At 69.8% G+C, this 22,015-nt stretch carries 23 protein-coding genes; 11 read left to right on the plus strand and 12 right to left on the minus strand.

All coding sequences use genetic code 11. From position 1 onward, the window contains the following. Window positions 1–115: 115 nt before the first annotated feature. Window positions 116–1,903 (minus strand): phosphomethylpyrimidine synthase ThiC, encoded by a 1,788-nt coding sequence (thiC, locus tag STRAU_RS32185; protein ID WP_037663328.1) that lies wholly within the window; start codon window positions 1,901–1,903, stop codon window positions 116–118. A 218-nt stretch (window positions 1,904–2,121) separates the two neighbouring features. Here thiC and STRAU_RS32190 point away from each other — a divergent pair, with 218 nt between their 5' ends. Further along, window positions 2,122–3,513, plus strand: coding sequence for a YibE/F family protein (locus tag STRAU_RS32190; RefSeq protein WP_052029380.1), 1,392 nt, complete (start codon window positions 2,122–2,124; stop codon window positions 3,511–3,513). A gap of 114 nt (window positions 3,514–3,627) precedes the next feature. Here STRAU_RS32190 and STRAU_RS32195 read toward each other — a convergent pair whose 3' ends face one another. The 4 genes from STRAU_RS32195 to STRAU_RS32210 all read right to left on the minus strand — a co-directional run bounded on the left by STRAU_RS32195 (window position 3,628) and on the right by STRAU_RS32210 (window position 5,958). Next, entirely contained in the window at window positions 3,628–4,062 is a 435-nt protein-coding gene (locus STRAU_RS32195; protein WP_037663329.1) for an SsgA family sporulation/cell division regulator, read from the minus strand. 101 nt (window positions 4,063–4,163) lie between these two features. Then, entirely contained in the window at window positions 4,164–4,877 is a 714-nt protein-coding gene (locus STRAU_RS32200) for an IclR family transcriptional regulator (RefSeq protein ID WP_016644603.1), read from the minus strand. Window positions 4,878–5,219: 342 nt separating this feature from the next. Then, window positions 5,220–5,435, minus strand: a complete 216-nt coding sequence (locus STRAU_RS32205) for a DUF5326 family protein (RefSeq protein ID WP_016644604.1) — start codon at window positions 5,433–5,435, stop codon at window positions 5,220–5,222. 205 nt (window positions 5,436–5,640) lie between these two features. Then, a complete protein-coding gene (locus STRAU_RS32210) occupies window positions 5,641–5,958 on the minus strand; it encodes a cupin domain-containing protein (RefSeq protein ID WP_016644605.1) in 318 nt (105 codons plus the stop codon). 71 nt (window positions 5,959–6,029) lie between these two features. Here STRAU_RS32210 and STRAU_RS32215 point away from each other — a divergent pair, with 71 nt between their 5' ends. From STRAU_RS32215 to STRAU_RS32235, 5 genes are all read left to right on the plus strand, one after another. Continuing rightward, the gene (locus STRAU_RS32215) at window positions 6,030–6,410 is read left to right on the plus strand and encodes a phage holin family protein (RefSeq protein ID WP_016644606.1); all 381 of its coding nucleotides are present in this window, start codon (window positions 6,030–6,032) and stop codon (window positions 6,408–6,410) included. Window positions 6,411–6,418: 8 nt separating this feature from the next. Beyond that, window positions 6,419–6,955 (plus strand): low molecular weight protein-tyrosine-phosphatase, encoded by a 537-nt coding sequence (locus tag STRAU_RS32220; protein ID WP_016644607.1) that lies wholly within the window; start codon window positions 6,419–6,421, stop codon window positions 6,953–6,955. After that, window positions 6,952–8,181: a cystathionine gamma-lyase gene (locus tag STRAU_RS32225; protein WP_016644608.1), complete on the plus strand. Its 1,230-nt coding sequence runs from the start codon at window positions 6,952–6,954 to the stop codon at window positions 8,179–8,181. Before STRAU_RS32220 ends, STRAU_RS32225 begins: the two co-directional genes overlap by 4 nt. 216 nt (window positions 8,182–8,397) lie before the next feature. Further along, window positions 8,398–9,303 (plus strand): LysR family transcriptional regulator, encoded by a 906-nt coding sequence (locus STRAU_RS32230; RefSeq protein WP_016644609.1) that lies wholly within the window; start codon window positions 8,398–8,400, stop codon window positions 9,301–9,303. A 59-nt stretch (window positions 9,304–9,362) separates the two neighbouring features. Beyond that, window positions 9,363–9,845 (plus strand): NUDIX domain-containing protein, encoded by a 483-nt coding sequence (locus STRAU_RS32235; RefSeq protein WP_016644610.1) that lies wholly within the window; start codon window positions 9,363–9,365, stop codon window positions 9,843–9,845. A 37-nt stretch (window positions 9,846–9,882) separates the two neighbouring features. Here STRAU_RS32235 and STRAU_RS32240 read toward each other — a convergent pair whose 3' ends face one another. Next, complete coding sequence (locus STRAU_RS32240) at window positions 9,883–11,556, minus strand: globin domain-containing protein (protein WP_259300040.1); 1,674 nt, start codon at window positions 11,554–11,556, stop codon at window positions 9,883–9,885. Between the two features lie 374 nt (window positions 11,557–11,930). Next, window positions 11,931–12,602 carry an HAD family hydrolase gene (locus STRAU_RS32245; protein WP_016644613.1) on the minus strand — a complete coding sequence of 224 codons (672 nt, stop codon included), beginning with the start codon at window positions 12,600–12,602 and terminating at the stop codon, window positions 11,931–11,933. A gap of 76 nt (window positions 12,603–12,678) precedes the next feature. Between STRAU_RS32245 and STRAU_RS32250 the strand changes: the two genes are divergently transcribed. Together STRAU_RS32250 and STRAU_RS32255 are read left to right on the plus strand one after the other, a co-directional pair. Next, a complete protein-coding gene (locus tag STRAU_RS32250; RefSeq protein WP_016644614.1) occupies window positions 12,679–13,260 on the plus strand; it encodes a hypothetical protein in 582 nt (193 codons plus the stop codon). Window positions 13,261–13,265: 5 nt separating this feature from the next. Then, window positions 13,266–14,144, plus strand: a complete 879-nt coding sequence (locus STRAU_RS32255) for a GNAT family N-acetyltransferase (RefSeq protein WP_016644615.1) — start codon at window positions 13,266–13,268, stop codon at window positions 14,142–14,144. A gap of 183 nt (window positions 14,145–14,327) precedes the next feature. Here STRAU_RS32255 and STRAU_RS32260 read toward each other — a convergent pair whose 3' ends face one another. Together STRAU_RS32260 and STRAU_RS32265 are read right to left on the minus strand one after the other, a co-directional pair. After that, window positions 14,328–14,756, minus strand: a complete 429-nt coding sequence (locus STRAU_RS32260) for a GlcG/HbpS family heme-binding protein (RefSeq protein WP_016644616.1) — start codon at window positions 14,754–14,756, stop codon at window positions 14,328–14,330. A 57-nt stretch (window positions 14,757–14,813) separates the two neighbouring features. Next, complete coding sequence (locus STRAU_RS32265; RefSeq protein WP_016644617.1) at window positions 14,814–16,025, minus strand: MFS transporter; 1,212 nt, start codon at window positions 16,023–16,025, stop codon at window positions 14,814–14,816. Between the two features lie 191 nt (window positions 16,026–16,216). Between STRAU_RS32265 and STRAU_RS32270 the strand changes: the two genes are divergently transcribed. Further along, window positions 16,217–16,675 carry a MarR family winged helix-turn-helix transcriptional regulator gene (locus STRAU_RS32270; RefSeq protein ID WP_016644618.1) on the plus strand — a complete coding sequence of 153 codons (459 nt, stop codon included), beginning with the start codon at window positions 16,217–16,219 and terminating at the stop codon, window positions 16,673–16,675. A gap of 42 nt (window positions 16,676–16,717) precedes the next feature. Then, a complete protein-coding gene (locus tag STRAU_RS32275) occupies window positions 16,718–17,170 on the plus strand; it encodes a GNAT family N-acetyltransferase (protein WP_016644619.1) in 453 nt (150 codons plus the stop codon). Window positions 17,171–17,266: 96 nt separating this feature from the next. Here the strand turns inward: STRAU_RS32275 and STRAU_RS32280 are convergent, their stop codons facing one another. Both STRAU_RS32280 and STRAU_RS32285 read right to left on the minus strand, forming a co-directional pair. Then, window positions 17,267–18,640, minus strand: coding sequence for a serine hydrolase domain-containing protein (locus STRAU_RS32280; protein ID WP_016644620.1), 1,374 nt, complete (start codon window positions 18,638–18,640; stop codon window positions 17,267–17,269). Between the two features lie 199 nt (window positions 18,641–18,839). Further along, on the minus strand, window positions 18,840–19,814 hold the full coding sequence (locus STRAU_RS32285) for a helix-turn-helix transcriptional regulator (RefSeq protein WP_016644622.1): 975 nt from the start codon (window positions 19,812–19,814) through the stop codon (window positions 18,840–18,842). Window positions 19,815–19,972: 158 nt separating this feature from the next. Here STRAU_RS32285 and STRAU_RS32290 point away from each other — a divergent pair, with 158 nt between their 5' ends. Beyond that, window positions 19,973–20,368 carry a RidA family protein gene (locus tag STRAU_RS32290; RefSeq protein ID WP_016644623.1) on the plus strand — a complete coding sequence of 132 codons (396 nt, stop codon included), beginning with the start codon at window positions 19,973–19,975 and terminating at the stop codon, window positions 20,366–20,368. 62 nt (window positions 20,369–20,430) lie between these two features. Here the strand turns inward: STRAU_RS32290 and dnaB are convergent, their stop codons facing one another. After that, entirely contained in the window at window positions 20,431–21,906 is a 1,476-nt protein-coding gene (gene dnaB, locus STRAU_RS32295; protein ID WP_037663332.1) for a replicative DNA helicase, read from the minus strand. Between the last annotated feature and the right edge of the window lie 109 nt (window positions 21,907–22,015).

Below are 22,015 nucleotides of genomic sequence, written 5' to 3' on the forward strand. Positions count from 1 at the left end.
AGTCTGCCGAGCCCGGTGCCACAGGACCACCGTCCAAGGCCGCCCGTTCCTTCCGCAACCGGCTGTGCCCGTACGTCCGAACAAGCTCGGGGCACAGCCGGATGGCGGGACGGACTCACTCGGCCAAAGGCAGGTAGACCCGGTTTCCCGCCGCGGCGAACTCCTTGGACTTCTGCTCCATGCCCTCCTCGATCTCCGTCTGCGTCGTGCCGTGTTCACGCCGGATGTCCTGCGAGATCTTCATCGAGCAGAACTTCGGCCCGCACATCGAGCAGAAGTGGGCCGTCTTCGCGGGCTCCGCCGGCAGCGTCTCGTCGTGGAACTCCCGCGCCGTGACCGGGTCCAGGGCCAGGTTGAACTGGTCCTCCCAGCGGAACTCGAAGCGCGCGTCCGACAGCGCGTCGTCCCAGTCCTGCGCGCCCGGGTGCCCCTTGGCGAGGTCCGCCGCGTGCGCCGCGATCTTGTACGTGATGACGCCGGTCTTCACGTCGTCGCGGTTGGGCAGGCCCAGGTGCTCCTTCGGCGTCACGTAACAGAGCATCGCCGTGCCCCACCAGCCGATCATCGCGGCACCGATACCGGAGGTGATGTGGTCGTACGCGGGCGCGATGTCCGTGGTCAGCGGGCCGAGCGTGTAGAACGGCGCCTCCTCGCAGATCTCCTGCTGGAGGTCGATGTTCTCCTTGATCTTGTGCATCGGGACGTGCCCGGGGCCCTCGATCATCGTCTGTACGTTGTGACGCTTGGCGATCTGATTGAGTTCCCCGAGCGTGTGCAACTCCGCGAACTGCGCCTCGTCATTGGCGTCCGCGATCGACCCGGGCCGCAGGCCGTCGCCGAGCGAATACGTCACGTCGTACGCCGCGAGGATCTCGCACAGCTCCTCGAAGTGCTCGTACAGGAAGCTCTCCTTGTGGTGCGCGAGGCACCACGCCGCCATGATCGAGCCACCGCGCGAGACGATGCCGGTCTTCCGGTTCGCGGTCAGCGGGACGTACGGCAGGCGCACACCCGCGTGCACCGTCATGTAGTCCACGCCCTGCTCGGCCTGCTCGACGACCGTGTCCTTGTAGATCTCCCAGCTCAGCTCCTCGGCCTTGCCGTCGACCTTCTCCAGGGCCTGGTAGAGCGGCACCGTGCCGATCGGCACGGGGGAGTTGCGAAGGACCCACTCGCGGGTCGTGTGGATGTTCCGGCCGGTGGACAGGTCCATGACCGTGTCCGCGCCCCACTGGGTCGCCCACGTCATCTTGTCCACCTCCTCCTCGATGGAGGAGGTGACCGCGGAGTTTCCGATGTTGGCGTTGACCTTCACCAGGAACTTCTTGCCGATGATCATCGGCTCGATCTCCGGGTGGTTCACGTTCGCGGGCAGCACGGCGCGGCCCGCCGCGATCTCGTCCCGTACGACCTCGGGCGCCATGTTCTCCCGGATGGCCACGTACTCCATCTCCGGCGTGATCTCCCCGCGCCGCGCGTACGCGAGCTGCGTCACGGCCTGGCCCGCGCGGCCCCGGCGCGGCTGGCGCGGGCGGCCGGGGAAGACCGCGTCGAGGTTCCTGAGGCCCCCGCGCGGCGAGGTGTGCTTGATGCCGTCGTCCTCGGGGCGGACCGGGCGGCCCGCGTACTCCTCGGTGTCGCCGCGGGCGATGATCCAGTTCTCCCGGAGCGGCGCGAGGCCCCTGCGGACGTCGGTGTCGATGGCGGGGTCGGTGTACGGCCCCGACGTGTCGTACAGCGTCACGGCCTTGCCGTTGGTGAGGTGCACCTGGCGGACCGGCACACGAAGGTCCGAGCGCGAGCCCTCCGGGCCCGTCACATACGCCTTGTGCCAGCCGATGGACTTCCCGCCCTCAGCACCCTCGGTGCTGGAGGCAGGCGTGCGTGCGTCCGATGTGGTCATGAGACCTACTCCCTACGCCGGCATTACCCGGTAACAGGTTCGGCGGTCGACGCAGCGGTTTCCGTACGGTCCGAACCGGTTCCTGCCCGTTCGTACGGAGGTCAGCGCCCTCTCAGCCCGGTGCTCCGAGCTCCCGCGATTGCAAAGGTGCCTCCACGCTAGCGTCATATCGGGCGCGGTGAACAGAGGGCCCCGGCCGTTCTTGCGATGATCGGGCCGTGACCACCACACCGCCGCCCACCGGGCCCCCCACCCCGGAGCCGCACGGCCATACGCACAGCCACGGCCCTGCCGCCCCCGTGTCCCAGCACCTGCGCAAGGTCATCGCCGCCGTCCTCATCCCCTTCGCCACCGCCGTCCTCGTCGGCCTCGTGGTGCTGTGGCCCGGCGGCGCCCCGGACCACGAACGCACCGGTGTCGGCTTCGACCGGCAGACCCAGTCGGCCACCGTCGCGAAGCTGGAGAAGCTCCCCTGCAAGGACCTGAACGCCTCGCAGACCCCACCGAACGGCGACACCTCCACCCCCGAGGGCCAGTCCGCGCAGTCCCGCGCGGAGGGCACGTGCGGGAAGGCCACGATCAAGGTCACCAGCGGCCCGGACAAGGGCCGCACCTTCACCGAGGTCGTCCAGCCGGACTCGCCCCGGCAACTGCGCGAGGGCCAGGGCGTGGTGGTCGCCTACGAGCCCAAGGCCCCCGAGGGCCTGCAGTACTCGGTCACCGACGTGAACCGCAAGTTCCCCATGGCCCTGCTCGCCGGCATCTTCGCCCTCGCGGTCGTCGTGGTGGGCCGACTGCGCGGCGTCATGGCCCTCGTCGCCCTCGCGGTGAGCTTCCTCGTCCTGACCTTCTTCATCCTCCCGGCGATCCTCCAGGGCTCGAACCCCCTGGTCGTCGCCGTGATCGGCGCGAGCGCCATCATGCTGTGCGCGCTCTATATGTGCCACGGCCTGACCGCGCGCACCTCCGTCGCCGTGCTCGGCACCCTGATCTCCCTCCTGCTCATCGGCCTGCTCGGCTCCCTGTTCATCGGCTGGGCCTCCCTGACCGGCAACACGGACGACAACACCGGCCTGATCCACGGTCTTTATCCCGACATCGACATGAGCGGCCTGCTGCTCGCCGGCGTCATCATCGGCTCCCTCGGCGTGCTCGACGACGTCACCGTCACCCAGACCTCCGCCGTCTGGGAACTCCACCAGGCCAACCCGACGATGGGCTGGCGCGGCCTGTACCGCGCGGGCATCCGCATCGGCCGCGACCACATCGCCTCGGTCGTCAACACCCTCGTCCTCGCCTACGCGGGCGCCGCCCTGCCCCTTCTGCTGCTCTTCTCCATCGCCCAGAGCAGCGTCGGCACCGTCGCCAACAGCGAGCTCGTGGCCGAGGAGATCGTGCGCACCCTCATCGGCTCCATCGGCCTCGTCGCCTCCGTCCCCGTCACCACCGCGCTCGCGGCCCTGGTCGTCTCCGCCGACCGCTCCGGCCCCGCCCTCACGCCGGCACCCGCCCCTCCGGCCCCGTCGGGCCCCACGCCTCCCGCCCCCTCCGGCCGACCCGCTCCCCGCCGCCCCTCCCTGGGCGGAAAGGGCCGCCGCCGCAAGACCTGAACCCGCGTGGCCGTCGCCAACGCACGCCACACGTCACGCACCGCACGCCTCACGCCGATGCCATGAAATGCCCTGATCCGCCGACATCCAGGGCCCGTTGCACCCCCGGCCGGGTCAGCCCGCGCTCTGCTCCGCGAGAATCCGGTCCAGGGCCTCGTCGAGATGCGTCTCGAAGTCGACCAGGGTCCGCTCCTGTCCCAGCGGCACCAGCTTGTCCGTCCGGTCGAGGAAGGCGAGCAACGGTGGAATGCCCACCCTGAACAGCGCCTGATCCTGACCCACTTGCAGCCGGATCAGCGCCTCGTCCAACTGCTGGGGATCCGTGGGGGCGATGCGCACATCCCCGTCCCCGCAGGCCCTGCCCACCCCGTCCACCAAGAGCTCCCGCCCGAAGGCCCAGGTCACCGGGACATCGCCGGGGAGGTGGAAGGTCAGCCGCACGGCATAGGGATCGCGCGTCTCGTACCGCAGTTCCACCGGGATGCGGAACGACAGCTCCTCCGACACAAGGAAGCTCATCATGACCTCTGCCTGGACCGACTCTCGCATCGCCGCCTACCCCGTCACTAGCCATTTGGTGGCAGGAACCAACTCCCTGGCACTCATGGCATCTTGCTTAAAGTACACACCAGATCACAAGGAGTGAGTTTTCAGATGCTGATAGAGAAGGCGAGTGTCCTTAGTAGCTTTCCGATCTCCTCCTGCAACAGGCGCGTCGCGGGCAGCAATCGGTCCGCCTGGGAGGAGGGAACGGAGATGGCCATCGTGGCCGCAGTGCTGCCCACGGTGATGGGAATGGCCGCGCAGACCGTCCCGAGTGCGTACTCCTGATACTCCACCACCGGCGTCATTCGGCCCAGTTTGTCCAGCCGCCGCAGCAGTGCCCGATCGTCACGCACCGTGTTCGGCGTGAGGGAGCGCACCGGGTGGCGGTCCAGGTGGTCCCGCCGCGCCTCGTCGTCGAGTTGGGCGAGCAGGCACTGACCGATCGCGTGGGCATGACCGGTCTCGCGGAAGTCGGCCCACTCCTCGACGGCCGGATTACCGGCGGTGTCGGCGATGGCCACGATCTCGATCTCGCCGTCCCGGTAGATGGCGAAGTACACCGGAACGCCGATGACATCGCGCCAGTGCGCCAGAGTTTCACCGATCATGAGGCGACGGTGTTGCTCCGCCGCTCCCGTACTCAGCCGCTCGGCCGCCTCGCCGAGCACGAACACCCCTTTCTCCCGGCGCAGATAGCCTTCGTGGTTCAGCGTCCGCAGCAGGTGGTACGCCGTCGGGAGCGCGAGGCCCGCCTCGCGGGCCAGCTGCTTCGCGGGGGCACCGGCCGGGTGCGAGGCGGCCGCCTCGAGCAGGCGCATCGCCCGTTGCACGGAGCCGATGAGGGTGGGGCCGACAGGTGCGGGGCCGTCGGGCGTGTGGCCAACGCCCGCCGAGGGGGCGCCGGTTGACGGGCCCTCGCCCGAAGGTGCCTCGCTCGGGGGGACGGTGGGCTGGACGTCAGCGGGGGCGTCGTCAACCGAGGCCATGGGTCACTCCCGAAGCACATGGTGGTCCATCCGCGCCCGGAGGCCACGGGTGGGGCAGTGGGCCCGCCGGCGGGGAATCCCCCGCGTCGGTTTTCGGACTCTAACCCTTGGCCACCGGTGCCATGCGCCCTGGGCGGAAACTTCCCCCTGGGGAGGGAACCCTTGCTTCCGCTCTCACCAGTCGCTACGTGACGAGGACGAGCCGGATATGAACTTCCGTACGACGTAGACCAGTCCGCCGATCAAGGCCACGAAGAGGAGCAGCTTGAAGAGCAGGCCGAAGACGAAGCCGATCACGCTCGCTATCAGGCCGCCGAAGACGACCAGGGCGACGACCGGCACCGCGATCCACTTCACCCACCACGGCATACCCGCGAAGATCTCTCGCATAGCCCTCGCCCTTACCTTTCTCGCTGACTCGGGGAACTCCGCTTCCGTGCAGATTTCCCCTCTCACACATTCGATGCTAGGTCGGAAAAAGCCAGTTCGGGGCCGTGCGATCCCTTGTACTCCCCTGACTCGTCCCCTAGGGAACCCCGAGGCCGTTCACGTCGCCCACTCCGGGTGGGGCGACGGTGCGCGCCGTCGAGCCACGTCATCGCTCCGGCGGGGAGAAGACGACCAGGACCCGCAGATCCTCGCTGATGTGGTGGAACTTGTGGGGCACCCCGGCCGGCACGTACACGACACTGCCGCGCGCGACCTCCGTCGTCTCCATCCCCACCGTGATCGACGCACGGCCGCTGACAACCATGTACACCTCATCCTGCCGGTGCGGCTGCTGCGGATCGCTCGCGCCCGCGTCCAGCGCGTAGAGCCCGACCGACATGTTCCGCTCCCGCAGGAACTGCAGATACGCGCCGTCGTTGGCGGCCCGCTCCGCCTCCAGCTCGTCCAGTCGGAATGCCTTCATCGCTCGTGTACGCCCCTTGCCCCAGGTCGTGGACCGACCACTGTTTCCTCACGTCTGCCACGATCAGACACATGAAGAATTTCGTAGTCAAGACGATCGCCAACGCAGTGGCCCTGGCTGTCGCCGTGTGGCTGCTTGACAAGATCACGCTCACCGGCGACGGCACGGGCGAGAAGACCCTCACGCTACTCGTGGTCGCTCTGCTCTTCGGTCTGGTGAACTTCCTGGTCAAGCCCGTAGTGCAGGTCCTGACGTTCCCCTTGTTCATCCTGACGCTCGGCCTGATCACCTTGGTGGTCAACGCCCTGATGCTGCTGCTCACATCCTGGCTGGCGGACAAACTGGACGTCAGCTTCCATGTCGAGGGGTTCTGGACCGCCGTACTGGGCGGCCTGATCATCTCGATCGTGTCCTGGGCGCTGAACGTCGCCCTCCCCGACCACAAGGACTGACCTCATCCATGCCCCGCGCCTCCTCGTCCGCGCCGTCCACCGCGTCCGCCCGGGCGCCGTTCGCCGTGTGCTTCGTATGCACCGGCAACATCTGCCGCTCGCCCATGGCCGCGTCGGTCCTCCGCGCGCGGGTCCGTGACGCGGGCCTCGACGGGCTCGTCGTGGTGGACAGCGCGGGCACGGACGGCTGGCACGAGGGCGACGGGGCCGACCCGCGCACCGTCGCCGTCCTGGAGGCCGCCGGCTTCGACACCGACCACCTGGCCCGCCACTTCCGGGCGGACTGGTTCGCCCGGCTCGACCTGGTCATCGCCCTGGACCGCGGCCACCAGCGCTCCCTGCGCCGCCTGGCCCCGACCCCCGCGGACGCGGACAAGGTGCGTCTGCTGCGCTCGTACGACCCCATGGCGTACGGCGACCTGGACGTGCCCGACCCGTACTACGGGGACGCCGACGGGTTCGAGGAGTGTCTGACAATGGTGGAGGCGGCGAGCGAGGGCCTGCTCGACGCGGTACGGGACGCGGTGGAAGGACGAGCGGCATGACGGACGCGGAGCACATACCGGAGCCTGCGACTGACCCCACGCGGTCCGGCGAGGCGACCCCGGCGCCGCCGACCGGCGACGGCACCCGCGCGGTGCGGGCCGGGCTCCCCGAGCCCGCGAAGTACGAGCCGACGCTGCCGGGCCCCGTGTTCGCGGCCCACTTCCACCTCCCCGGCGAGCCGACAGGCCCGTACACGTACGGCCGCGACGAGAACCCGACCTGGACGCACCTGGAGCGTGCCATCGGGGAGCTCGAACTCCCGGCGGAGGCGGGCGGCCTCCAGGGAGCGGGCGAGACGGGCCCCGCGCCCGTGGAGACGCTGGTCTTCGCGTCCGGAATGGCCGCGATCTCCGCCGTGCTCTTCTCCCAGTTGCGCGCGGGCGACGCCGTGGTGCTGCCGGACGACGGCTACCAGGCGCTGCCTCTGGTGCGCGAGCAGCTCACGGCGTACGGCATCGAGGTCCGCACCGCGCCCACCGGCGGGGACGCGCAGCTCGACGCACTCGACGGCGCCCGCCTCCTGTGGATCGAGACACCCTCCAACCCCGGTCTCGACGTGTGCGACGTCCGCCGCCTCGCCGACGCCGCCCACGCGCGCGGCGCCCTGGTCGCCGTCGACAACACCCTCGCCACCCCGCTCGGCCAGCGTCCGCTGGAACTCGGCGCCGACTTCTCCGTGGCCAGCGGCACCAAGCAGCTCACCGGCCACGGCGATCTGCTCCTCGGTTACGTGGCCTGCCGCGACGCCGGGCTGACGGCCGCCGTGCGGCGCTGGCGCAAGATCGTCGGGGCCGTTCCGGGGCCCATGGAGGCATGGCTCGCCCACCGCTCGCTCGCCACGCTCCAGCTCCGCGTCGACCGGCAGAACGCCAACGCCCTCGCCCTCGCCGAGGCGCTGCGCGAGCGCCCCGAGGTGACCGGCCTGCGCTATCCGGGGCTGCCCGACGACCCCTCGTACAAGGTCGCGCGGCGGCAGATGCGGCGCTTCGGGTGCGTGGTGTCGTTCGAACTGCCTTCACGCGCGCGTGCCGAGCGTTTTCTCGCGGCGCTGCGGCTCGTGGACGACGCGACCAGCTTCGGCGGCGTACGGTCCACGGCCGAGCGGCGCGGGCGGTGGGGCGGCGACGCGGTGGCGGAGGGCTTCATCCGCTTCTCCGCCGGCGCGGAGGACGCCGAGGATCTGGTGGCGGATGTGCTGCGCGCGCTGGACGAGACGGCGCACTGATCCCCCAACGACCGCGTACGGGAACCGTCTACGCACAACGGACGGTCCGAGCCTCCCCCCTCGTGGCTCGGACCGCCCCGGTTCCGCGCGCGAAGAACCGTGCAAACAAGGCTAGTTGACTCTGTGTCAGTGTCCAATCACAGTAGCGACAGCAACCTATCGACAAATTTATAGTTGGGCGGGCGCCGGGGGCCGACTGAAGAAGAGGGTGGCGACATGGATCTGGCCCTGCTGCGCACATTCGTGACCGTGCACCGGGCTGGGTCCTTCACGCGCGCGGCAGCCCTGCTCGGTCTGTCCCAGCCCGCGGTGACCTCGCAGATCCGCACGCTGGAGCGGCAGCTCGGCCGCCCGCTCTTCCTGCGCCAGGCCCGCGGCGTGACCCCCACGACCATGGGCGACGAGCTCGCCCACAAGGCCGCCCCGCACCTCGACGCGCTCGTCGAGATCGCCGAGGCCGGGCTCGACGAGGACTCGTCGATCCGTACGCTCCATCTGGCCGGGCCGCCGGAGTTCACGGCCGAACGCGCCCTGCCGGCTCTCACCGCTCTGACCGGCCACGACGGGCAGGGGTTCGCGCTCCGCGCGTCGTTCGGCAACGCCGAGGAGGTCCTGGAAGGACTCGCCGCCGGGCACCACGACCTGGCCATCACCACAGCCCGCCCACGCGGCGCGCTGCTCACCGCGACGCCCCTGTGCGACGAGGAGCACGTGCTGGTCGCCGCACCCCGCTGGGCCGCCCGGATCGGCCCCGGCAAACTGCGCCGCAAAGGCGCGGTCACCGTGGAGAACCTGCCGGTGGTGGAGGTGCACGAATCGCTGCCGCTCGTCTCGCGCTACTGGGCCGCCGTCTTCGACTCCCGCCCGGCTGCGTCCGGCGCCGTGATCGTGCCCGACCTGCGAGCAGTGCTCGCCTGTGTGACCACGGGGGCGGGGCTCGCCGTGCTGCCCCGCTATCTGTGCGCCCCCGCCCTGGAGCGCGGCGACGTCGTGGCGCTGCTCGATCCTGCGGTGCCACCGCTGCGGACGTACTTCCTCGTCGTACGCACCGGCACACTCGCCATGCCGCATATCGCGCGGGCGCACGAGTGGCTGCTGCGCGCTGCCGCCGACTGGGCCTGACGACGGCCACAGCAGGCCCGCGATGTTTCACGTGGAACAGTCCGGGCCACATTTCTCCCATGACCGTCCGACCCGTGGTCAAGCGCACCGCACGCGCCGTCCTCCTCGACGGGGACAACCTGATCCTGATCAAGCGGACCAAGCCCGGTGTGGATCCGTACTGGGTCACTCCGGGCGGTGGTGTCGAGGTGGAGGACGCGACCGTCATCGACGCCCTCCACCGGGAAGTGCACGAGGAGCTCGGCGCCAAGATCACCGACGTGGTGCCGTGCTTCGTGGACACGGTCGAGCACATCGGCGAGGACGGCGGCGCAACCGGCGTGAAGGTGCAGCACTTCTTCGTCTGCCGCCTGGAGTCCATGGACACGGCGCAGCGGCACGGGCCCGAAGTCGAGGACCCCGCCGGTGAGTACGAGATCGTGCGGGTGCCGTTCACCCGGGTCGGGATTGCCTCGGTCCATCTCGTGCCGCTGTCGCTGCGGCACTATCTGGACGGCAACATCGAGGGCGTACGCGCGATGCATGCGCCTGACCTGGGCTGAGGACTGAGCGGCGCCGCGCCGACCCATCGGACAGCCCCTAGTCGCCCGCCGCGACCAGTTCCTCCACCGAGTCGTGCCGGATGCGGCCGGCCGGTATGCCCACGTCCCGCAGCGCGTCCACGCCGCTGCGGATCATCCCGGGCGGACCCGAGAGATACGCGTCGTACTCGTTCCACGGCCCGTACTCCCGCACCGCGTCGGGCAGTTGGGCCCGGTTGTCGACGACGGGGCGGACGGCCAGCCAGGGGTGGGTCTGCTGCAGGTGCAGCATCGTGTCGATGTCGTACAGGTCGTGATCGGTGCGCGCGCCGTAGAACACCTCGACCGGGCGCCGCCTGCCGTGCTCGGCGACGTCCTCTACAAGCGCCTTGATGGGCGCGATGCCCGTTCCGCCGCCCAGGCAGAGCAGTCCGCTGTCGGTCGAGTGGTCCACCGTCATGGAGCCGGCCGGCGGGCCGAGCCGGACCACGTCACCGGGCCGGGCGTGGTGCACCAGTGCGTTGGAGACCCAGCCGGCCGGGATCGCCTTCACATGGAAGGAGAGCAGCCCGTCGGAGCGGGGCGCCGAAGCGAAGGAGTAGTGCCGCCAGATGCGCGGCCACCAGGGCGTCTCCAGGCTCGTGTACTGGCCCGCCAGGAACGGGTAGGGCTGGTCGGGGCGGACGGTGATGACAGCGATGTCGGGCGTCCTGAGGTCGTGCGAGACGACCTCCGCGTACCACCAGGCAGGGGCGCGCAGTTCGTCCTCGGCGGCCGCGTCGATCATGACCTGGGAGATCGTCGTGTACGTCCGGACCCAGGCGGCCTCGGTCTCGTCGTCCCAGACCGCGCTCGCGTACCGGCTCAACGCGCCGATCAGGCACTCGCCGACGGCCGGATAGTGCTCCGCCTGGGTGCCGTACTTGCGGTGGCCACGGCCGAGGTTGCGCAGATAGGTGACGAGTACGTCGGTGCGGTCGATGTTCTCCGCGGCGGTCAGCAGTGCCTTGAGCAGCCGGTCGCGCTGGGTGTCCATCGCGGCGGGGAACAGGCCGCGCAGATCCGGGTGGCGGGTGAACAGGAGCGCGTAGAAGTACGAGGTGACCTTGTCGGAGACTGGTGCGATCTCGGCCATCGTGCGCTGGACGCGGACGGCGTCGGGGGAGGCGTCGGGGCGATGGGGGGCGGGCTTGGGCGGCTCGCCGGGGGCGTCGGGGGCAGTGCTGGCCACGGCCTCGGCGGCATTGGCGTGGACGTTGGCTTCGTAGCCCTTTGCCGCGGTCGCGTTGTCGGCGTCGCTGTGGTCTTCGGCGTCGGCGGCTTCGACGGCGTCCCCGTGGACGACTTCAGGCCGGACGGCTTCGAAGGGCTGCGCGGGCTCGGCAGGCTCCTCCAGGAGCCTGGCCTCGGGGTCGACCTCGTCCTCGGCCACCGCGTGCGTGACGTCCTCGTCCGTGGCCTGTATTCGTTCTTCCCCCGGCTCCGCGCCGCTCCCCGCCCCCGACCTGCCCAAGGGCCGTATCGCCGACACCCGGCGTCCCGCCGCCGACTCCCGCTGCCCGCCGCCGAGTTCGGCAGCCGATTCCGCCCCGGGCTCAGCCTGCTCCGCCGCGCGAGGCGGCTCCGCCCCCTCCTGGCTCCTCGGCGGCCTGCGCGGCGTGAACCAGCCGCCAGAGCCGCCGTTGTCCCCGGAAGTGCCGTTGCCCGCCGACGTGGTGGTCGGAGCGTCCATGCTGTGCCTCGCCTCGAACATCTCTCAGTCGGTCCGTGCACTTCCTGACCGGAAGGTGCGTGCTTTCCCCGCTCTGCCCCGGCAGCCCATGTCGGGCACATTGAACCCTGATGCCCCAAGCCCTACGGACAAGTAGGGAAAGAATGTGACATTGGCCGCAGTCACCTCACCCGCAGCGTCGCAGCCGCGCCCCTCGCGCGGAGCGCAAAGCCGGAAGTACGAGTTCTCGATCTCTCTACCCCGTTAAGCTTTGTTGATCTGCGTCCGCGCCCCTTGGGTGCGCCTCCCACGCCCCCGGCTCGAACCTTCTCCACCCCTGGCTTGAACCGGAGTCGACCATACCGGCCGCCGTCCTGCGCACAAGTACCCTTCCTTCACTCGGAATTCAAGGGTCCACCCCCGTCAATTGCCTCGATTACCGGCGTGCGCACCAATTCGTACGCCTTCCACAAATCGCGCCCGACATACGCATGCGTGGCCAGGTCGACCAGCCGCGGATCCGCGTTGATCGCGACCGAAACGGGCAGGGCGGCGAACAGGTCCAGGTCGGACAGCGAGTCTCCGTACGCCACGCAATCGGCCCGCCCCACCCCGAACTCTTCACAGAGCCGGTTCGCGATCTCCACCTTGGCCGCCGCGTTGAGAATGCCCGCCGGATTCACGGGCTCGACGAACGGCACAGCCGGGAAACGCGAGCCGTACGCGGCATGGGCGCCCCACTCCAGCAGCCGCTCCACGAAGAACGACGGTGAGAGCGAGACAACGGCGCAATAGTCGCCGTTCGCACGGATCTCGGCCCAGGTGTCCCGTATGCCGGCCAGCCAAGGAGCCCCGTCGAAGGCCGCCGTCACATGGGCATCGGTGAGGCCCGCCCAGAGGCCATGCACCCGCACCGCGTACTCACCCGAGTCAATACGCCCCGCGACGAAGTCCCGCTCCAGCTCCGCGATCTCCTGATCCAGGCCGAGCTGACGGGAGATCTCCACGGGCGCGGCGGTCCCGTACAGCAGCGTCCCGTCCAGGTCGAAGAGATGTAGGCGCGCCATGTACGCCGAGGCTAGTACCCGGGGTTACTCCCGCTGTCAGACGCCCCGGACCGCTTCTCCCGGCACCGTGTTTCACGTGAAACTACGCCGCCCCGCACGCCGGGCCACCCTTGTCGTCCATGTCGCAGCCGCCGCCGGCTGGCTCGGGCTCACGCTCGGACTTGTCGCACTCGCCGCGGCCGCGATCACCACCGATTCCGCCCCGACCATCGAGGCATCCGTCCGCGGGATGAAGGTCTTCACCGACTGGCTCGTACTCCCCCTGGCGTTCCTCACCCTGCTGAGCGGTCTGCTGCTCTCGCTGGGTACGTCCTGGGGGCTCGCGCGGCACCGCTGGGTCTATACGAAGTTCTGGCTGACCCTGGCCACCACCGTCGCGTCGACCTTCGCGCTGCGCCCGGGTATCAACGACAACGTCGCGACCGTGGCCGCCGGAGAACCGCTGGCCAGCACGACCGACCTCATCGCCGGGCCCATCGTCTCGCTGAGCGCCTACCTCTTCATGACGGTCATCTCGGTCCTCAAGCCCTGGGGCCTGACCCGGCGCGGCCGACGTCTGCGCGCCGCTCACCAGTCCGACCAGAAACAACTTGGCCAAAAGCAACGTGCTTCTACCCACAAAAAGGTGGACGCCGAGGTCATGCGTCAGACAGCCTGACCGGCGTGTCGACACCTACCCTCTCCGCACTGCCCATCCGCAGGCTGACTCCCCGCGATCTCGCGGCCTGCGCCGATCTGTCCGAGGACCGCGGCTGGCCCCGCGAAGAACACAAATGGGGCCTGCTGCTCTCGGCCGGAACGGGCTACGGCATCGACGACCCCGACGGCCCCGGCCTGATCGCCGCGTGCGTCGTGACCCAGTACGGCCCCCTTGAAAACCCCGGACTCTCGGCGATCGGCATGGTGCTGGTCGCCGAGCGCCATGCCCGCAAGGGCATCGGACGCCATCTGATGCGCTACGTCACCGAGTCCGCGGGCACCACCCCGCTCACCCTGCACGCGACACCGAACGGCCGCCCCCTCTACGAAGAGCTCGGCTTCAAGACGACCGGCCGCGCCGAAATGGTCAGCGGCCGATTCAGGCCCGAGGCCGCTGCCGACGAGGCTCCCGGCGTCACCACCCGGGCGGCGACCGCGGAGGACCTGCCCACCCTCATCAGGCTCGACACCGAGGTCTTCGGCCTGGACCGCACGCACATGCTCACCCGCCTGCCGGCCTTCACCGACCAGCTCAGGGTCGCGGAGGCGAACGGCGAGATCATCGGCTACGCGGGCGCGTGGCCGAACATGGACACCCATGTCGTCGGCCCCCTCATCGCCCGCGACACCGAGACGGCGAAGGCGCTCATCGCGTCGCTCGGCGCCCGCACCGACCGCCCGCTGCGCACCGACATCGATGTACGCCAGGAGGCGCTGCTGACCTGGGCGAAGGAGCGCGGCTTGGAGCCTGTCGCCTTCAACGCCGTGATGACGTACGGCATCCAGGAACTGCCCGGCGACTGGACCCGCCGATTCGCTCCGCTGACGGTGGCCGCGGGCTGATGCCGCTGACGGTGGCCGCGGGCTGATGCCTCTGGCCGTGGCGGCGGGCTGGGCAGCCGCCCACCGCCGAGGGCCTCGGTGGGCCCACGGTCGACGCGTCGAAGCCCGCCCCTCCAAGTGCCGTGTTTCTTCTGACACTTGGAGGGGCGGGCTTCTCTTTCTTCTGCCGGGTGGCTGACCGCGCTACGCGAGGGCCTTCGCCGCCGCCGTGGCGAACTCGTGGTCCTGCTCCGGGGCACCGCCGCCGACGCCGATCGCGCCGATGAGGCGGCCGCCGCGGTGGACGGGCACGCCCCCCGCGATGAACAGGAGCGGCCGGTCGAGTGCCGTGGGCAGAGTGTGGAACGGACCGCCGGGCTGCACCGCGTCGACGAGGTCGGCGGTCGGTGCGTTCAGCTGGAGCGCGGTGAACGCCTTGCGGGTGCTGGTCTCCCCGGAGATCAGTACGGCCCGGTCGTCGCGCCGGAAGGCCAGGAGGTGGCCGCCCGCGTCGAGGACGGTGACGCTGACCGTGACGTCCGCGGCTTCGGCGGCGCGGCGGGCGGCGGTCACGAGGGCCTCGGCGTCGCCGGTGGACAGCGGGGTGACGGCGGGGGCGGGGGTGGTGCTCATGAGGGGTTTCTCCTTGGTGGATCTGGCCGGGTGGCGGTCAGGGGTGCGGGGAAGTGGTCAGTGGTGCGCGGGCGCCGGGATCTCGGCCGTGGGCGCGGCACCGGCGACGACCTTGCTGGGGGCGGTGGACCGGCGCTCCAGGTAGGCCGAGAGGACGGCCAGGCCGAGGGCGGAACCGGCGAGGGCGGCGCCCACCCAGTTCGGGGCGGTGTAGCCGAGCTCGGCGGAGATCACGATCCCGCCGAGCCAGGCCGCGAGCGCGTTGCCCAGGTTGAAGGCGCCGATGTTGGCGGCGGACGCGAGCGTCGGGGCCGCGGATGCCTGGTCGAGGACCCGCTTCTGCAACGGCGGCACGGTGGCGAAGCCGAGCGCGCCGATCAGCGTGACGGAGACGGCGGCCGCGACCTTGTCGTGCGCGGTGACCGTGAACAGGGCGAGGACGACGGCGAGGGCACCCAGCGAGATGAACAGCATCGGCATCAGGGCGCGGTCGGCGAACCTGCCGCCGATCAGGTTGCCGCCGACCATGCCGAGGCCGAAGAGGACGAGCAGCCAGGTCACGGAGGAGTCCGCGTAACCCGCGACGTCCGTCATCATCGGCGTGATGTAGGTGATGGCCGCGAAGACGCCACCGAAGCCGAGGACGGTCATCGCCATGGCGAGGAGCACCTGGACGTTGCGGAAGGCACCGATCTCGTCGCGCAGACGTACACCTTCGGGCTTGGGCAGATCCGGTACGAGCTTCACGATTCCGGCGAGGCCGATCACGCCGAGGGCCGCGACGATGACGAAGGTGATGCGCCAGCCGATGGCCTGGCCGACGAACGTGCCGAGCGGCACACCGACCACATTGGCCACGGTCAGACCGGTGAACATCATGGCGATCGCGCCGGCCTTCTTCTCCGGGGCGACGAGCTCGGCCGCGACGACCGAACCGATCCCGAAGAAGGCACCGTGGGCGAGCGAGGCGACGACCCGGCCGGCGAGCATCACCCCGAAGGCCGGGGCCACGGCGGAGAGCAGATTGCCCGCGATGAACAGCCCCATCAGGAGCATCAGCATCCGCTTGCGGGAGATCCGCTGGCCGAGAACGGTCATGAGCGGGGCGCCGGCGACGACACCGAGGGCATAGCCGGTGACGAGCAGGCCGGCGGTGGGGATGGGGACGTCGAAGTCACCCGCGACCTCGGGCAGCAACCCCATGATCACGAACTCGGTGGTGCCGATTCCGAAGGCCCCGATCGCGAGGGCCAGAAGCGCGAGAGGCATGGCGATACCTTCCAGACGGTTGCAGGTGCGCTTAACGTGCGTCCACAATAATTGCACACGCGGGATAATTGCAAGCGCCGGATATTGCAGCGGTGGACTATCCTGGACGGAGCCGCTCGGAGACGCGGCAGGACGCAGCCGCTCAGGGCCCCGGGAAGACATCAGGGACGCCGGAAGACGGAGGAACAGTCATGACAGCGACAGACCCGGCACTCACCGCCCTCGCCCAGGGCTGGTGCGCTCTCTCCCTGCTCCACGGGAAGATCGAGGCCCATGTCGAGCGGGCCCTCCAGGCCAAGCACGGCCTGAGCGTGCGGGAGTACAGCCTGCTCGACGTCCTCAACCGCCAGCACGACGGCGAGGGCGGTCATCTGCAGATGAAGCAGGTCGCCGACGCGGTTGTCCTCAGTCAGAGCGCTACCACACGCCTGGTGACCCGCCTCGAGGAGCGCGGCCTCCTGGGGCGCTATCTGTGCCCCACCGACCGGCGCGGCATCTACACGGAAGTCACCGAGGACGGAGCCAAGCTCCTCGCCGAGGCGCGCCCCACCAATGACACGGCGCTGCGCGAGTCCCTGGACGAGGCCGCCAAGAACCCCGAGCTCGCCCCGCTGGTCAAGGCGGTCGAGGCGGTCCGCACCCCCGCGTAGCAGGGTCGTACGCCCCGGTCGGGGGCCGCATAGGCTGCGGCCATGGGAGATCTTGAGATACGACCCGCCGCAGCCGATGACATTCCCGCGATCGTGGCGATGCTCGCCGACGACCCCTTGGGCGCCCAGCGGGAGTCCCTGGACGACCTCTCGCCCTATCTGCCGGCGTTCGAGCGGCTCGCCGCGGACCCCAACCAGCATCTGGTCGTCGCCGTACGCGAAGGCCGCGTGGTGGGCACGCTCCAGCTCACGATCGTGCCGGGGCTCTCACGGAAGGGCGCGACTCGGTCGATCATCGAAGCCGTTCGCGTGCACGCGGACGAGCGGGGCAGCGGGCTCGGCACCCGCTTCATCGAGTGGGCCGTCGACGAGTCCCGGCGCCAGGGCTGCCAGCTCGTGCAATTGACGTCCGACGCGACGCGTACGGACGCGCACCGCTTCTACGAGCGCCTCGGCTTCACCGCTTCGCACGTGGGCTTCAAGATGCAGCTCTGACCAAGCGGGCTCGCGGGTCGCCGCTGCGAGGCGACCCGCGTTGGCGGCCTGTTTGCTGGGGTGTCCCGTTTCACGTGAAACGGGACACCCCAGCTTCTACGCGAGTCCCCGCCAGCCCTCCGGGTCCACTCCACCTGGCACCGGCGCCGCCACGTCGTACGGCTCGCGGGTGAAGACGAACGACGCCAGGTCGAGATGGCTCACCGAGCCGTCCGCCCGGCGCACGGCCTCCAGCCGCTCTCCCGCGAAGTATCCGTCCAGCCCCGTCCACGTCCCGTCCCCGTTGGGCCGGAACCGTGAACCGCGTCCCGCCCCCGCCAGCGGCCCCAGTTCGACCGCACCCTCGGCCGCGAGGCGCAGCACATACGCGCTCGTCCCCCAGTACCAGGGCCCCGCCAGCTCCAGTACCGCCTGGTCGACCTCCGGCAGCGGCCGCCACGGTTCGGGAATGCGCGGCTCGGCCTCGGCCACGATCTGCAGGAGCTCCGCGGCCACCAAAGCCACCGGCGGACCGGATGTGCAGTTGGCCAGGGTCACCGCTGCCAACCCGTCCTTCTCACTGATCCACAGCGACGCGATGAACCCGGGCAAGGAACCCGAGTGGCCGGCCAGCGTGTATCCCTTCCCTCCGGCCAGAACGACTCCCAGCCCGTACGTCATCTCCCACTCCCCGGGCTCCGCAGGTGCCGCCGGCCGCTTCATCTCGCCGACCGAGTCCACGCCCAGCACCCGGTCGTCGCCCTCCATCAGGAAGACGGCAAAGCGGGCCAAGTCGGCTGCTGTGGACCACAGTTGCCCGGCCGGGGCCATCAGGCCCAGATCCTCGGCGGGTTCGGGCAGCAGCACGTCCGCCCAGGGGTGCACCGCCCAGCCACCGGCGTGCGGGGCCTGTGGCTGCCCGCTGGTACGACGCATACCGAGCGGCTCCAGGACCTCACGGCGCAGGACGACCTCCCACGGTTCACCGCGCACCGCCTCGATCAGCGAACCGAGCAGCGTGTAGCCGGGGTTGGAGTAGTGGTGCCGCCGTCCGACGGGGTGCTTGAAGGGCTGTTCGCCGAGCACATCACGCAGTTCCGGGCGCAGCGACGCCGAACTGCGCTCCCACCACTCACCCGGCGTCTCCGCTCCCAACCCTCCTGTGTGCGAGAGGAGTTCCGCGATGGTGACCTCGCCCACGCCGGTGCCCGGCAGGTGCTTCTCCAACGGGTCCGTGAGATCGATCAGGCCCTCGTCACGCAAGCGCATCACGAGGACCGCGGTGAACGTCTTGGTGATCGACCCAATGCGGTACTGAACGTTTTCGTCGGGCGCGTGGCCTGCCACTGAGGTGCGGGCTCCGGTCCACACCAGCTCGCCGTCCCGAACGACCGCGGCGACCAGTGACGGGGCTCGTCCCTCCGCCTGGGCAGTGGCGATGCGATGGGTCAGGGACCGGCGCGTGCTGGGAAGCAGCTCTTCATGACTCATGGAGCCAGTTCATACGGGTGGATGCCGTGCGTCGAGCGAATTCCGATGCCGGATGCCCTGACCTGCCGAGGTGTTTCACGTGAAACACCAGACCGTGCGCGTGACCGCGGTCGGCGGACAGCCGCGCGGGCCGGGCGTGGCCACCGGCGAAGGTCCGGTGTGAGCCTCGGCGTTCAAGGGCACTCACGCGTGAGCACTCTCAGGCCGAGTCTCCGTAGCGAGTGGCAATCGCGGCGGCGCGGGCGCGCAGGGAGGTGCGCAACGACTGCGGGGCCAGGGCTTCCGCGTCCGTACTGAGCTGCCACAGGGCCCATTCGGCGTGTCGTGAATCTTGGAAGGTCACCTCAAGGCGCAGCCAGCCGTCGGCCTCGGGTTCCTCCGCGCGGACGGCCACGGCAGTGTCCAGCAGTTCCTCCCGCCGCGCCGGGTTCACCCGGAGAAGCACGGTGATGTGGTCACCGCCGGAGAGAAACTGCGCGGAGCGTTCCCGCCAGATCCGGTCCAGGTCGACCCGGTTGGGTCGCTCTGCCGCCTCGGGGAGTTCCTCGGCGGCCAACACCCGCGACAGCCGGTAGGTACGGTCCGCACCGGCTCTGGTGGCCAGCAAGTAGCCCTTGTCTCGGACGGTGACCAGGCCGATCGGGTCCACCGTGCGCCACTGTGGTGCCTGGCCGGTGGCCTCGTAGCGGATGCGCAGCTTGTGCCCGGCGAGCACCGCCCGCCGGACCTCGATCATGGTGGTGTCGGGTACCTCCTCAGCGACCAGCCGACGTGAGAGCAGGTCGGCCTCAGGGTCGACGAGAAATCGCTGGGCCGCGTCGCTCGCGGTGGCCCGGTGGCTTTCGGGCAGCGCGTCGACCACTTTCCGCATGGCCGAGGCGAGCGCCGAGCCGAGGCCGAACACCTGCTCGCCACGCCCCGATCCGGCGGCCAGCAAGGCAAGGGCCTCGTCGTGGTTCAGACCGGTGAGCTCGGTCCGGAAACCGGGCGACAACACGAAACCGCCGTACCGGCCGCGTTCGGCGTAGACCGGGACGCCGGCCGCGGACAGCGCCTCGATGTCGCGCAGCACGGTGCGGGTGGATACCTCAAGCTCGTGGGCCAGCGTGTCCGCGGTCAGACGACCGCGCTGACGCAGCAGCAGCACCAGCGAGACCAACCGGTCGGCGCGCATGCGAGAACTCTATCGAGATACATGACTAAGGATGTCGTGATTCGTTGCGAGGCTCGTCCACACGGCGTCGAGCCGACGGCTACCGAGCCGATGGACGTACGCGCTCCCCGTGAACGGACGCGCGTACCGCCAATGAATCGAATGGAGCGGACGTGGCAGTGGAAAGAACCGCGGTCAACCCGGTGTCCTGGTCGGTGGAGATGGGATTCAACCAGGGCGAGGTCGTCTCCGGGCACACCCGGACCCTGTACATCTCTGGACAGACCGCGATGAGCGACGACGGCAAGCCCCAGCACGACGGTGACATGGCGGCGCAGTTGGCGCTGTGCGTCGACAACCTGGAGGCTGTGCTCGGCGAGGCCGACATGTCGCTCGCGAACCTCGTCCGGCTCAACGTCTACACGACGGACGTCGATCTGCTGTTCCAGCACTACGGCGTGCTGGCGGGGCGGTTGGGCGCGGCCAGGGTGGCGCCGACCACCACGATGCTCGGGGTGACGCGGCTGGCGATCCCCGGCCAGATGATCGAGCTCGACGGAACAGCCGTCGCGTGACGCGACCCCGCCGCCTCCGCTGCTGGTGCCGACTGAACCGGCACCAGCAGCAGGCAGTTGGACTACGTCTGCGCCATGTCCACGAAGCGTGAGTAGTGGCCCTGGAACGCGACGGTGATCGTGGCCGTCGGGCCGTTACGGTGCTTGCCCACGATGATGTCCGCTTCGCCGGCGCGCGGTGACTCCTTCTCGTACGCGTCCTCGCGGTGCAGCAGGATCACCATGTCCGCGTCCTGCTCGATGGAGCCGGACTCACGCAGGTCGGAGACCTGGGGCTTCTTGTCCGTGCGCTGCTCGGGGCCACGGTTGAGCTGCGAGAGCGCGATGACCGGGACTTCAAGCTCCTTGGCGAGCAGCTTCAGGTTTCGCGACATGTCCGAGACTTCCTGCTGACGGCTCTCGGCGCGCTTCGAACCACCGGACTGCATGAGCTGCAGATAGTCGATGATCACGAGCTTGATGTCGCTGCGCTGCTTGAGCCGTCGGCACTTCGCGCGGATCTCCATCATCGACAGGTTCGGGGAGTCGTCGATGTAGAGCGGGGCCGCGGAGACCTCGGGCATCCTGCGGGCGAGCCGCGTCCAGTCCTCGTCCGTCATCGTGCCCGAGCGCATGTGATGCAGCGCCACACGTGCCTCGGCGGAGAGCAGACGCATCGCGATCTCGTTGCGCCCCATTTCCAGGGAGAAGATCACGCTGGGCAGGTTGTGCTTGATGGAGGCGGCGCGCGCGAAGTCGAGCGCCAAGGTGGACTTACCCATGGCGGGGCGGGCCGCGATGACGACCATCTGGCCGGGGTGCAGGCCGTTGGTGAGCGAGTCGAAGTCGGTGAAGCCCGTCGGCACGCCCGTCATCTCACCGCTGCGTGAGCCGATCGCCTCGATCTCGTCGAGCGCGCCCTCCATGATGTCGCCCAGCGGCAGATAGTCCTCGCTGGTGCGCTGCTCGGTGACGGCGTAGATCTCGGCCTGGGCGCTGTTGACGATCTCGTCGACGTCGCCGTCGGCCGCGTATCCCATCTGTGTGATGCGCGTGCCGGCCTCGACCAGGCGACGCAGGACGGCGCGCTCGTGGACGATCTCCGCGTAGTACTCGGCGTTCGCCGCCGTCGGGACCGTCTGGACGAGCGAGTGCAGATACGAGGCGCCGCCGACCTTGGTGATCTCACCGCGCTTGGTGAGCTCGGCGGCGACGGTGATGGGGTCGGCCGGCTCGCCCTTCGCGTACAGGTCGAGGATCGCGATGAAGATCGTCTCGTGCGCCGGGCGGTAGAAGTCATGGCCCTTGAGCACCTCCACGACGTCCGCGATGGCGTCCTTGGAGAGCAGCATGCCGCCGAGCACGGACTGCTCCGCGTCGAGATCCTGCGGCGGAACACGCTCGAACGAGGTCCCGCCGCCGTCCCAGGAGCTCTCCCGTCCCCGGTCGTGCTGCTCCTCGCGGCCCCGGCCGCCGTCGCGGCGCGGGCGGGAGACAGGCAGACGGTCCCCTGGACCGCTGTCGGCCCACGGGTCGTCCAAGGGCTCGGAAATGCTCACCGGGCCACCTCCTCCCGTCCGCCGCGCGGACCTCGCCGTGCCCCTCTTTCTTACGGCACGACACTGACAAATAAGGGGGCCCAACTCCGCTTCTGACGCGTCGGATTTG

This window comes from Streptomyces aurantiacus JA 4570, assembly GCF_000414115.1.
Lineage (GTDB): Bacteria > Actinomycetota > Actinomycetes > Streptomycetales > Streptomycetaceae > Streptomyces > Streptomyces aurantiacus_A.

Bases quoted from the DNA above. Each gene is read 5' to 3' on its own strand.
- STRAU_RS32280 (WP_016644620.1), bottom strand. From the start codon at position 18,640: ATGAGTCATGAAGAGCTGCTTCCCAGCACGCGCCGGTCCCTGACCCAT.
- STRAU_RS32240 (WP_259300040.1), bottom strand. From the start codon at position 11,556: ATGGACGCTCCGACCACCACGTCGGCGGGCAACGGCACTTCCGGGGAC.
- STRAU_RS32275 (WP_016644619.1), top strand. From the start codon at position 16,718: ATGGGAGATCTTGAGATACGACCCGCCGCAGCCGATGACATTCCCGCG.
- STRAU_RS32285 (WP_016644622.1), bottom strand. From the start codon at position 19,814: ATGCGCGCCGACCGGTTGGTCTCGCTGGTGCTGCTGCTGCGTCAGCGC.
- STRAU_RS32215 (WP_016644606.1), top strand. From the start codon at position 6,030: ATGAAGAATTTCGTAGTCAAGACGATCGCCAACGCAGTGGCCCTGGCT.
- thiC (WP_037663328.1), bottom strand. From the start codon at position 1,903: ATGACCACATCGGACGCACGCACGCCTGCCTCCAGCACCGAGGGTGCT.
- STRAU_RS32245 (WP_016644613.1), bottom strand. From the start codon at position 12,602: ATGGCGCGCCTACATCTCTTCGACCTGGACGGGACGCTGCTGTACGGG.
- STRAU_RS32220 (WP_016644607.1), top strand. From the start codon at position 6,419: ATGCCCCGCGCCTCCTCGTCCGCGCCGTCCACCGCGTCCGCCCGGGCG.
- STRAU_RS32225 (WP_016644608.1), top strand. From the start codon at position 6,952: ATGACGGACGCGGAGCACATACCGGAGCCTGCGACTGACCCCACGCGG.
- STRAU_RS32195 (WP_037663329.1), bottom strand. From the start codon at position 4,062: ATGCGAGAGTCGGTCCAGGCAGAGGTCATGATGAGCTTCCTTGTGTCG.
- STRAU_RS32270 (WP_016644618.1), top strand. From the start codon at position 16,217: ATGACAGCGACAGACCCGGCACTCACCGCCCTCGCCCAGGGCTGGTGC.
- STRAU_RS32265 (WP_016644617.1), bottom strand. From the start codon at position 16,025: ATGCCTCTCGCGCTTCTGGCCCTCGCGATCGGGGCCTTCGGAATCGGC.
- STRAU_RS32200 (WP_016644603.1), bottom strand. From the start codon at position 4,877: ATGCGCCTGCTCGAGGCGGCCGCCTCGCACCCGGCCGGTGCCCCCGCG.
- STRAU_RS32210 (WP_016644605.1), bottom strand. From the start codon at position 5,958: ATGAAGGCATTCCGACTGGACGAGCTGGAGGCGGAGCGGGCCGCCAAC.
- STRAU_RS32260 (WP_016644616.1), bottom strand. From the start codon at position 14,756: ATGAGCACCACCCCCGCCCCCGCCGTCACCCCGCTGTCCACCGGCGAC.
- STRAU_RS32230 (WP_016644609.1), top strand. From the start codon at position 8,398: ATGGATCTGGCCCTGCTGCGCACATTCGTGACCGTGCACCGGGCTGGG.
- STRAU_RS32235 (WP_016644610.1), top strand. From the start codon at position 9,363: ATGACCGTCCGACCCGTGGTCAAGCGCACCGCACGCGCCGTCCTCCTC.
- STRAU_RS32205 (WP_016644604.1), bottom strand. From the start codon at position 5,435: ATGCGAGAGATCTTCGCGGGTATGCCGTGGTGGGTGAAGTGGATCGCG.